Raw genomic sequence first — 11840 nt, forward strand, 5'->3', positions numbered from 1 at the left:
GGGTCCGATCGCGGCGCCGCACGCCCAGCGGCACCGGGGTCGGCCCCTGCACGCGATGTCGGGGGACACACGCCGATCACGGCCAACAACATCGCTTTCGGAGGGGACATGTCGCTGCGACACCGTCGTCCGCAGATACCGGCCGGCGCTTTCCCACTGTCGTCCGCGCAACGGGCCATCTGGTTCGCGCAGCAGCTCGCACCCGAGGTACCCGTGTGCATCGCGCAGTATGTGGATCTGCGCGGCGCCCCGGACCTGGATCTGCTGCGTCGCTGCGGATATCGCGCCGGTGCCGAGTTCCGGTCCGCCTATCTGCGGGTCGTCGACGTCGACGGTGAACCCGTCCAGTACGTCGACCCCACCGTCGAGGACCGCAACGGGATCCCGCTGCTCGACTTCCGCGGCGAACCCGACCCGATGGCCGCGGCGCACGAGTGGATGACCGCCGACTACGCCACCCCGGTGGACCTGGCGAACGACCTGCTGGTGAACATGACGATCCTGCAGGTCGCCGACGACCGGTTCCTCTGGTACGCCCGCATCCACCACGTCGCCCTCGACGGATTCGCGGCGATGACCATGGTCAACCGCATCGCCGCCCTCTACACCGCGGAGATCGACGGCCGCGAGCCGGAACCGTCGAAAGCCGCCGACCTGCGCGCCCTGTACGACTGGGACCGCGAGTACCGCACCTCCGAGCGCTACCGCACCGACCGCGACTACTGGATCGAGCGGGTCGCCGGACTCGAGGACGGCTCGACTCTGGCGCAACGCGACGCCCCCACCGCGGCGGTGTCGCTGCTGTCGAGCCACACCCTCCCCGACGACCTCGTCGACGCGCTGACCGCGGTCGACGACGAACCGGGACTGTCGTCGACGGCGGCGGTCATCGCGGCGTTCGCGTGCTATCTGGCGCGGATGACCGGCCGCGACGACGTGATGATCAACCTGCCGGTCTTCGCCCGCACCACCGCCATGGCCCGCCGCTCCGGCGGCATGCTCGTCAACACCGCGCCGCTGCACATCTTTCTCGAACCGGACGACACCCGCACCGACCTGGTGCGGCGGGTGCAGCTCGAACTCACCGGGGCGCTGCGCCACCAGCGATTCAGCCTCGAGGACATCCGCCGCGAGACCGGCGCCGCCGGCGACCCGTACCGCTATGCCGGGCCGATGGTCAACGTCATGCTGTTCCGGCAGGAGATCGTGCTCGGCGACATCCGCGGCGAGTTCCACATCATGACCTCCGGTCCCGTCGAGGACCTGCTGGTCAACATCTATCAGAGCGGCGACCCGGCCCGGACCTTCCTCGACTTCCGCGGCAACCCGCACCGCTACGACGAGGACGAACTCCGTGCCCACCACGACCGGTTCGTCGAACTGCTCGACGATTTCCTGCGCAGCGCCCCCGACCGCGCGGTCGCCGTGATCCATCCGGCCAGCGTGACCCTGGGCGAGCAGCGCCGCCGCGCCGCCGCCGACGCCGGTTTCTGGCGGCAGCAGCTCGCCGACGCCGCCGAACGCCTCGAACTGCCCCGCCCCGTCACCGCCCCCGCCGACGACACCCCCGCCGACGTCGAGGACCGCCTGGCGGTCACGGCCGCGGCGCTCGCCGCGCGTTTCGCCACCACCGAGGGCGACGCCCCGGACACCACCGTCGCCGCCGTGCTGCACGCCGCCACGGCGGCGCTCATCGCCCGGCTCACCGGTCACGACGACGTCCTCGTCGGCGTGGCCCGCGACGGGCGGGTGCTGCCGCTGCGCGTCGAGCTGGACCCGGCCGAGCCCTTCGCCGAACTGGTGCGGCGCGTGCGCACCCTCGGCGCCGATCTCGCCGCCCACGCCGAGGTCGACCCGGCCGTGCTCGCCGGCCTCGCCCCCGCCTGCCCGGTGGTGCTCACCCTCGACGACCCGACCTCCGCCCCCGCGGACGCGGTGCTACGCGTGACGATCGACACCACCGGCACCGCCCTGCAGGTCCGCACCGGCTACCGGCCCGACCGGGTGGACGCGCACACCGCCACCACCACCGGCCGGCGACTCGGCCGCGCCCTGACCGCGGTGCTCACCGACCCGCACCTGCCCATCGGGGATCTGCCGTTCGTCGGCAGCGACGAGGTCGCCGGTCTGGTCCCGGCGCACGGCGACCCGGCCCGCTCCGCGCAGACCCTGCCGGAGATCCTGTGCGCGGTCGCCGCGGTGGTGCCGGACACCGAGGCGGTGGTGTGCGAGGACCGGCGCATGACCTACGGCGAACTCGACGCCTGGTCCAACCGGCTCGCCCGCGTCCTCATCGACGCCGGCGCCGGACCGGAGACCTTCGTCGCGGTCGGCATCACCCGCTCCCTCGAATCGGTGGCGGTGATCTGGGCGATCGCCAAGTCCGGGGCCGCCTTCGTGCCCGTCGACCCGAAGTATCCGGCCGAACGCATCGAGTACATGCTCACCGACTCCGGGGCGATCCTGGGCCTGACCACCGCCGCGCACCGCGACGAGCTGCCCGACACGGTGCCCTGGCTCGTCCTCGATCCGGATCTCGACGCGCGGATCGCGCAGGCGAGCGATGAGCCGATCACCGACGACGACCGGCCGGCCACCCTGCTGTTCGACCATCCCGCCTACCTGATCTACACCTCCGGCTCCACCGGCCGCCCCAAGGGTGTGGTGGTGCCGCACCGCGGCCTGGCGAACCTGTCGGCGACCCTGCACACCCGCCTGGCCCCACCCCCGGCGGCCCGGGTCTCGCACTTCTCCTCGCCGAGCTTCGACGCGTCGATCTTCGAGTACATGACCGCCTTCGCTATCGGCGCGACCCTCGTGGTGGTGCCCGCCCACATCTACGGCGGCGACGAACTGGCGGCGCTGCTGCGCCGCGAACAGGTCACCCACCTGTTCTCCACCCCGGCCGCGCTGGCGTCGGTGGACCCGACCGGCGTCGAATGCGAGGCGGTCACCGTCGCGGGCGAGGCGTGCCCACCGGAACTGGTGGCGCGCTGGGCACCCGGCCGCCGGATGTACAACGCGTACGGGCCCACCGAGACCACCATCGTCTGCAATATCACCGACATGCTGGTGCCGGGGGAGACCGTCACCATCGGCCACCCGGTGTGCGGTATCGACGAGCTGATCCTCGACGGCCGGTTGCACCCGGTGCCGGTCGGGATCGCCGGGGAGCTGTACATCGCCGGGCCGGGCGTCACCCGCGGCTATCACGACCGGCCGGGCCTGACCGCCACCCGTTTCGTCGCCGACCCCTTCGGCCCTCCCGGCTCGCGCATGTACCGCACCGGTGACGTCACCCGCTGGCGCATCCGCGACCCGCACCGTCCCGCCCGCTCGGTGACCGTCGAATATCTCGGCCGCTCCGACTTCCAGGTCAAGATCCGCGGGTTCCGCATCGAACTCGGCGAGATCGACGCCGCCCTCAGCGACCGCCCCGACGTCGCCTTCGCCGTCACCCTGGGCCGCGCCGCGCCCTCCGGGGAACAGATGCTCGTGTCCTATGTGCTGCCCGACGCCGGCTGCACCCTCGACCCGGAGCAGCTGGCCGCGGCGCTCGCGGCGCGGCTGCCCGCCCACATGGTGCCCGCCGCGATCATGGTGCTCGACGAGATCCCGCTGACCGCCGTCGGCAAACTCGACCGCACGGCACTGCCCGAACCGGTCTTCGCCGGCGCCGGTGGGGCGGCGGCGATGTCGCCCACCGAGACCGCGCTGGCCGCGATCTTCGCCGACCAGCTCGGCGTCGCCGAGGTCGGCGCCGACGACAGCTTCTTCGAGCTCGGCGGCAACTCGCTGGTCGCCACCCGGGTGATCTCCCGCATCAACGACGCCTTCGGCACCGATCTGGGGGTGCGGTCGCTGTTCGAGGCCCCCACCGTGCGGGCGCTGGCGGCGAACCTGCCCGCCGGTGACGACGTCGACCGGCCCGCCCCGGCGCCGGTGCTGCCGCGCCCGGACCGCATCCCGGTCTCCGCCGCCCAGCAACGCCTGTGGTTCGTCGACCAGCTCGACCCGTCCTCGGCCGCCTACAACATCCCGATCGCGCTGCGGCTGCGCGGCGCCCTCGACCACGCGGCGCTGGTCGCGGCGACCCGCGATGTGCTCGACCGGCACGAGGCGCTGCGCACCGTCTACCCGGCCACCCCGGCCGGGCCGATCCAGCAGGTGCTGCCCGTCGACGCGCTCGCCCTGGATCTGACCCCCACGGTCACGGACGATCTCGACGCGGACGTCGCGGCGGTGGTCGCGGCCGGTTTCGACGTCACCGTCGACCTGCCGCTGCGGATGCGGCTGTTCCGCGTCGCCGGCGACGAGCACGTGCTCGCCGTGGTGGTGCACCACATCGCCGCCGACGGCGCGTCGCTGGCACCGCTGTCCAGGGATCTGGTCACCGCCTACGCCGCCCGCGCCGCGGGCACCGCCCCGGACTGGGCGCCGCTGCCGCTGCAGTACGCCGACTACACCCTGTGGTTCGCGGATCTGCTCGGCGACGTCGACGACCCGACCTCCCGCGCCGCCCGGCAACTCGAGTACTGGCGCGAGATCCTCACCGGCGCCCCCGACCTGCTGGCGCTGCCCACCGACCGGCCGCGCCCACCGCAGCAGTCCTTCCGCGGCGCGAGCGTCGACGTCGAGATCGCCCCGGACCTGTACGGGCGGATCCGGCAGCTCGCCCACGCCCACACCGCCACCGAGTTCATGGTCGTGCACGCCGCCCTGGCGGTGCTGCTGGCCCGCCTGTCCGGCGGCGACGACATCGTCGTCGGCACCCCCGTCGCCGGGCGCAGCCACCGCCACCTCGACGACCTGGTCGGCATGTTCGTCAACACCGTCGCGCTGCGCACCGCCGTACCCGCCGACCTGTCCTTCGCAGACTTCCTCGCCGCGGTGCGCGACACCGACCTGGCGGCCTTCGCGCACACCGACCTGCCGTTCGACCGGCTCGTCGACGCCGTGGTGCCCGCACGCTCGGCGGCCTACTCGCCGCTGTTCCAGGTGATGCTCGCCTTCTCCGACACCACCGGCGCGCACCTGTCCCTGCCCGGCCTGTACGTCGACATCGCCGAAATCGACACGCACACCACCAAATTCGACCTGCATCTGCAGCTCGGCGCGGTCGCCGACGGCGACGGCCGCACCCACGCACTGCGCGGCGCGCTGTCCTACGCCACCGACCTGTTCGATCCCGCCACCGCCGCCGCGATCGGGCAGCGCCTCGTGGGGCTGCTCGAGACGGTCACCGCGGATCCGGCGGTGCCGGTCGGCGACGTGGAGCTGCTCACCGCCGACGAACGCCGCACCGTCCTCGACACGTGGAACGCAACCACCGCCGACACCGGACCCGCCACCACCCTCGGGGAACTGTTCGCCGCGCAGGTCGCCGCGACCCCGCACGCCCCGGCCGTCACCGTCGACGGCCACACCCTCGGCTACGCCGAATTCGACGCGGTCACCAACCGACTCGCGCGGCGGTTGCTGCGCGCCGGCGCCGGACCGGACCGGGTGATCGCCCTCGCCGCGCCGCGGTCGCTGGATCTGCTCGTCGGCATGTACGCGATCGTCAAGAGCGGTGCCGCCTACCTGCCGCTGGATCCGGAGCATCCCGCCGAGCGGCTGCGCTACGTCCTCGACACCGCCGCCCCGCGCGCGGTGCTCACCACCAGCGATGTCGCCGACGCCCTGCCCGACACCGGCGCCGAGGTGCTGCGCATCGACCGCCTCGACCTCGCCGACGAATCCCCGGCGGCCCTCACCTCGGCGGATCGACCGGAGCCGACCGGCGCGCATCTGGCCTACGTGATCTTCACCTCCGGCTCCACCGGCCGCCCCAAGGGGGTGGCGGTGCCGCACGCCGCGATCGCCAACCGGTTGCGCTGGATGCAGCACACCTATCCGCTGACCGCCGACGACACGGTGGTGCAGAAGACCCCCGCCACCTTCGACGTGTCGGTGTGGGAGTTCTTCTGGCCGCTGCAGGTCGGGGCGCGGCTGGCCGTCGCCGCCCCCGGCGGGCACCGCGATCCCGGTTACCTGCTGCGGCTGTTCGCCGAGGAGCGGGTCACCGTGGCGCATTTCGTGCCGTCGATGCTCGCGGTGTTCGTCGACGCCCTGCACGGCCGCGGCCGGGAGCCGCTCGCGCTGCGGCACGTGTTCGCGTCGGGGGAGGCGCTGCCCGCCGAGACCGCCGCCGCGCTGCGGGAGGCGCTGCCGCACACCGCCCTGCACAATCTGTACGGGCCCACCGAGGCCGCGGTGGACGTCACCGCCTGGACCACCACCGACACCGGTGCCGGGTCGGTGCCGATCGGGCGCCCGGTGTGGAACACCCGCGCCTACGTGCTCGACGCGCGGCTGCATCCGGTGCCCGCCGGCGCCGCCGGCGAGTTGTATCTGGCCGGGCTCCAACTCGCCCGCGGCTATCTCGACCGCCCGGGCCTGAGCGCCGACCGGTTCGTCGCCGACCCGTTCGGGGCGCCGGGGGAGCGGATGTACCGCACCGGGGATCTGGCCACCCGCCGCGCCGACGGTGCCCTGATGTACTTGGGGCGCACCGACTTCCAGGTCAAGATCCGCGGTCTGCGCATCGAGCTCGGGGAGATCGAGCAGGTGTTGCGCGCCCGCGAGGAGATCGGGCAGGCGGTGGTGCTCGTCCACCACGGCGCCGACGACCGGCTCACCGGCTATCTCGTGCCCACCCCGGGGCGCAGCATCGACACCGCCGCGGTCACCGCCGATCTCGCCGCGCACCTGCCGGATTACATGGTGCCCGCCGCCCTCGTCGTCCTCGACGCGCTGCCGGTCGGCCCCAACGGCAAACTCGACCGCAACGCGCTGCCCGCTCCGCCGGCACCGACCGCCGCCGGTGGCTACCGGGCGCCGCGCACCCCCACCGAACAGCTCGTCGCCACCGTCTTCGCCGACCTGCTCGGCGTCGACCGGGTCGGCGCCGACGACCATTTCCTCGACCTCGGCGGCACCTCCCTGCTCGCGATGCGCGCCGCCGCCCGGCTCGCCGCGGACACCGGCGGTGAGCTCGGCATCCGGGAGATCTTCGATCATCCGGTCGTCGCCGATCTCGCCGCGCATCTCGACCAGCCCGACCGCACCGGCGCCGGGCGCGGCGCCCCGGTGGCCGGGCCGCGCCCCGACCCGGTCCCGCTGTCCCCGGCGCAGCAGCGGATGTGGTTCATCAACCAGTTCGACACCACCTCCCCGGCCTACAACATCGCCGTCGCGCTGCGCTTGAGCGGCAGGCTCGATCAGGCGGCGCTGCAGCACGCCATCGGCGACGTCGTCGCCCGGCACGAATCGCTGCGCACCCGCTATCCGCTCACCGACGACGGGCCCGTGCAGGTCGTGGTGCCCACCGGCGCCGCCGTCCCCGATCTGGTGATGCTCACCGTCGACGACGGCACCGACCTCGACAGCGAGCTCACCCCGATCCTCGCGGCCGGATTCGATGTGGCCACCGAGATCCCCACCCGCATCCGGGTGCTCGCCCTGGCCGAGGACGAGCACGTGCTCGTGCTCGTCGCCCACCACATCGCCGCCGACGGTTTCTCCATGGGGCCGCTGGCCCGCGACGTCATCGCCGCCTACAGCGCCCGCCACGCCGGGCAGACCCCGCCGTGGACCCCACTGCCGGTGCAGTACGTCGACTACACCCTCTGGCAGCACCGGGTGCTCGGCGACGACACCGACCCGACCTCCCTGGCCGCCGAACAGCTCCGCTTCTGGCGCGCAACCCTCACCGGCGCCCCCGAACTGCTCGAACTGCCCTTGGATCGGCCCCGCCCGGTGCAGCCGTCGCGGCGCGGCGCCCGCATCCCGTTCACCCTCGACGCCGCCGCGCACCGCCGGCTGCTCGACATCGCCCGCGCCCACGACGCGTCGGTGTTCATGCTGGTGCACGCCGCACTGACGGTGCTGCTCGCCCGCCTGTCCGGCAGCGACGACATCGTCGTCGGCACCCCCGTCGCCGGGCGCGGCCACCGCGCCCTCGACGACCTGGTCGGCATGTTCGTCAACACCGTGGTGCTGCGCGCCCGGGTCGACGACGACGAGCCGTTCACCGCGCTGCTCGACCGCATCCGCACCGGCGACCTGACCGCCTTCGGGCACACCGAGGTGCCGTTCGAGCGGCTCGTCGAGGTCCTCGACCCGCCCCGCTCGACCGCCTACACCCCGCTGTTCCAGGTGCTGCTCGAATTCCAGGACACCGAACGCCCCGAGATCGAACTGCCCGACCTGTCGGTGCGGGTGATCGACCTCGACCCGATGCTGGCGCTGTTCGACCTGCAGCTGTCCATCGCCGAGACCACCGACGCCGACGGCCCCGCCGGCATCCGCGCGTCGTTCACCTACGCCACCGACCTGTTCGACCCCGCCACCGTCGCCTCGTTCGCCGACCGGTTCGTGCGCATCGTCGAGGCGATCACCGACACCCCCGACATCGCGGTCGGCAACATCGACATCGTCACCGACCGGGAACTGGCCGACCTGACCCCGGCGCGGGGACTGCCACCGGTCTCACCGCAACTGTGGCCGGAACTGCTCACCTCGATCGCCGCGATCCTGCCCGACGCGGTCGCCCTGCGCTTCGCCGACCGGCAGATCACCTACGCCGAACTCGACGCCTGGTCCACCCGCGTGGCGCGGCTGCTCGTCGACGAGCACCGGATCGGCCCGGAAACCGTCGTCGCGCTCGCGCTGACCCGCTCGCTCGAATCGGTCGCGGTGGTGTGGGCGGTCACCAAGACCGGCGCGGCGTTCGTGCCCGTCGACCCCGCCTACCCACCGGAGCGGGTGAGCTACATGCTCACCGACAGCGCTGCCGCCCTCGGCATCACCACCGCCGCGCACCGCGACGCGCTGCCGGTGCAGGTGCCGTGGCTGGTGCTCGACGACGACGCCGTCGCCGCCCGGATCGCCGCGACGAGCGACGCACCCATCACCGACGCCGACCGCACCGCCGCGCTGCACTTCGACCACCCGGCCTACCTGATCTACACCTCCGGCTCCACCGGCCGCCCCAAGGGCGTGGTGGTCACCCACCGCGGCATGACCAACCTCAACGCCGAGGTGCGCAGCCACTTCACCATCACCCACCAGGCTCGCGTCTCGCACCTGGCGTCGCCGAGCTTCGACGCGTCGATCTTCGAGTTCACCAAGGCGTTCTGCGCCGGCGCCACCCTGGTGATCGTGCCGCCGGACATCTACGGCGGCGACGAACTCGCCCGGCTGCTGCGCGAGGAGAAGGTCACCCACGCCTTCATCACCCCCACCGCGCTCGCGTCCCTCGACCCCACCGGACTCGACGACCTCGAGGTCCTCGTCGTCGCCGGCGAGGCCTGCCCACCGGAACTGGTGGCGCGCTGGGCGCCGGGACGGCGCATGTTCAACGGCTACGGCCCGTCCGAGGCCACCATCGAGACCAGCGTCAGCCCGCAGCTGCGGCCCGGTCACACCGTCACCATCGGCGGCCCCGCCGTCGGCTTCCACCAGACCGTCCTCGACGACCGGCTGCGGCCCGTCCCCGTCGGGGTGGCCGGCGAGCTGTACATCGCCGGGCCGGGCGTGGCCCGCGGCTACCATCGCCGCCCCGACCTCACGGCCGCCCGGTTCGTCGCCGACCCCTACGGCACCCCCGGCGAACGCATGTACCGCACCGGGGATGTGGTGCGCTGGCGGCACGACGGCACCGTCGAATATCTGGGCCGCTCCGACTTCCAGGTCAAGGTGCGCGGCTTCCGCATCGAACTCGGCGAGATCGACGCCGCGCTCACCGCCCACGACGCGATCGCCTTCGCCCACACCATCGGGCACCCCGCACCCAGCGGCGACACCGTGCTCGTGTCCTACATACTGCCCGACACCACCGACACCACCGCCACGCAGATCGATCCGCGGGCATTGCGCGCCTGGGCCGCGGCGCGGCTGCCCGGTCACATGGTGCCCGCCGCGGTGGTGGTGCTCGACGAGCTGCCGCTGACCCCGGTCGGCAAACTCGACCGCCGCGCCCTGCCGGTGCCGGACCTGACACGGCTCGGCGGCGACTACCGTCCCCCGAGCACCGACCTCGAGGCAACCGTCGCCGAGATCGTCGCCGAGGTCCTCGGGCACCCGCAGGTCTCCGTCGACGACAACTTCTTCGATCTCGGCGGCAACTCGCTGATCGCCACCCGCGTCGTCGCCCGCCTCAACGCCGCGCTCGGCACCGACGCCGGGGTCCGCGCCCTGTTCGAGGCGCCCACGGTGCGGGCGCTCGCCGCGCGGATCCTCGACGATCACGGTGGGCACGGACGGGTGCCGCTGGTCGCCGCCGACCGGCCCGAACGGTTGCCGCTGTCCCCGGCCCAGCAACGCATGTGGTTCGTCAACCAGTTCGACACCACCTCCGCTGCCTACAACATTCCGCTCGCCATCCGCCTGTCCGGCCGCCTCGACGTCGCGGCACTGACCGGAGCGGTGCGCGACGTGCTCGACCGGCACGAGAGCCTGCGCACCTGGTATCCCGGCGACGAACAGGGGGGCCTTACCCCCAGCAAATGGACACGGGTGGTGGATTACGCCGCGGATGCCAGCGTAGCGATGTAGAGGGTCTCGTAGGTGTTCGGGGACCGGTGTCCGCACCAGGAATGTCGTCGTCGGGTGTTGTAGCGGGTGACCCAACGGAACACCTGACGCCGGCACGTGGCTTCGTCCGACCAGACGTTCGCGTTCTGGAGGACTTCTCGTTTGAGGGCGGCGTTGAAGGATTCGGCGAGACTGTTGTCGGCGCTCGTGCCGACTTTACCCATCGACTGGGTGACGCCGAGGTCGGCGCAGAGGGAAGCGAAATCCTTCGAGGTGTATTGCGCGCCGTGATCGGAGTGAAAGATAGACCCGGACAATCCATTACGATCTCCATGAGCAGCAAGGAGAGCGTCGGCGACGAGGTCGGTGCGCATATGGTCGGCGATCGCCCAGCCGGCGAGTTTGCGGGAGTAGCAATCGATCACCGTCGCCAGATACAGGTTGGCACCGCCCTCGATCGGTAAATATGTAATGTCGCCGACGTAGATACAGTTCGGTGCAGGGGCGGTGAAGTCCCGCTCGAGCAGGTCGGGCACCTTCTGGTCCGCAGGTTCTGGGACGGTGGTCGTGACCCGTCGTCGACGGCGGTAGCCGACAATGCTGTTCTGACGCATCACCCGGGCCACCCGCTTGTGGTTGACCCTCTCGTTCACGGTGACGCCATCGTTGAGTTCTGCGGTGATCCTGGGTGCTCCGTAGGTGTTGTCCTCGGTATGGATCGCCCGGATTCGTTCGGCCAGCTGCGCGTCGGCCGCGGCGCGAGCGGTCCTGTCCGGCTCGGCGGACTTCCAGGCGTAGTAGGACGAACGCTCGAGCTCGACGAGCTCGCACAACCGCTTCACCTGATAGGTGTCGGAGTGGTCGGCGACGAACTGGAAGCGGGTCACCAGTTCGTCTCCCCGGCGAAATACTTGGCCGCCTTACGAAGGATCTCGCGTTCGGTGGTGAGCTTGGTTGCTTCCGCTCGTAGGGCGGCATTCTCGGCTTCGAGACGGGCGAGTTTCTGCTCGACGGTCTCCGATTCGCTACCCGTGCCGGAGCTCAGGCTATGAGGCCGTGCCGGAGTATGCACCCGGGTGCCGTCGACGTGGGTTTTGGTGCCGGTCCCGTACTGGTCGATCCAGCCTGTCAAGGTGCCGCGCACGACCCCGAGGTCAGCGGCGATACCTCGGATCGTCGCGCCCGGCGTGGACTCGTACAACTCGACCGCCTGGCGCCGGAACTCCTCCGAGTAGTTCTTTCGTGACATGACTGAAGATCAT

Annotated in this window: 2 protein-coding genes; one reads left to right on the top strand and one right to left on the bottom strand. The window is 72.0% G+C overall.

Features of this window, described 5'->3' with window-relative positions; genetic code table 11:
• Positions 1-108 precede the first annotated feature (108 nt).
• A complete protein-coding gene (locus tag RBB84_RS08330) occupies positions 109-10599 on the top strand; it encodes an amino acid adenylation domain-containing protein (protein ID WP_350247372.1) in 10491 nt (3496 codons plus the stop codon).
• Here the strand turns inward: RBB84_RS08330 and RBB84_RS08335 are convergent.
• A protein-coding gene (locus tag RBB84_RS08335; protein ID WP_153008518.1) for an IS3 family transposase occupies positions 10569-11827 on the bottom strand; the annotation gives its coding sequence in 2 pieces (ribosomal slippage) (positions 10569-11482 and positions 11482-11827; 1260 coding nt in all). The two genes, RBB84_RS08330 and RBB84_RS08335, sit on opposite strands and share 31 nt — an antisense overlap.
• Positions 11828-11840 lie beyond the last annotated feature (13 nt).

This window comes from Rhodococcus sp. D-6 (assembly GCF_040256695.1).
Taxonomy (GTDB): Bacteria; Actinomycetota; Actinomycetes; order Mycobacteriales; family Mycobacteriaceae; genus Rhodococcus; species Rhodococcus pyridinivorans.

Excerpts from the sequence above, each read along its gene's own strand:
- RBB84_RS08330 (WP_350247372.1), top strand. The coding sequence starts at position 109 with ATGTCGCTGCGACACCGTCGTCCGCAGATACCGGCCGGCGCTTTCCCA.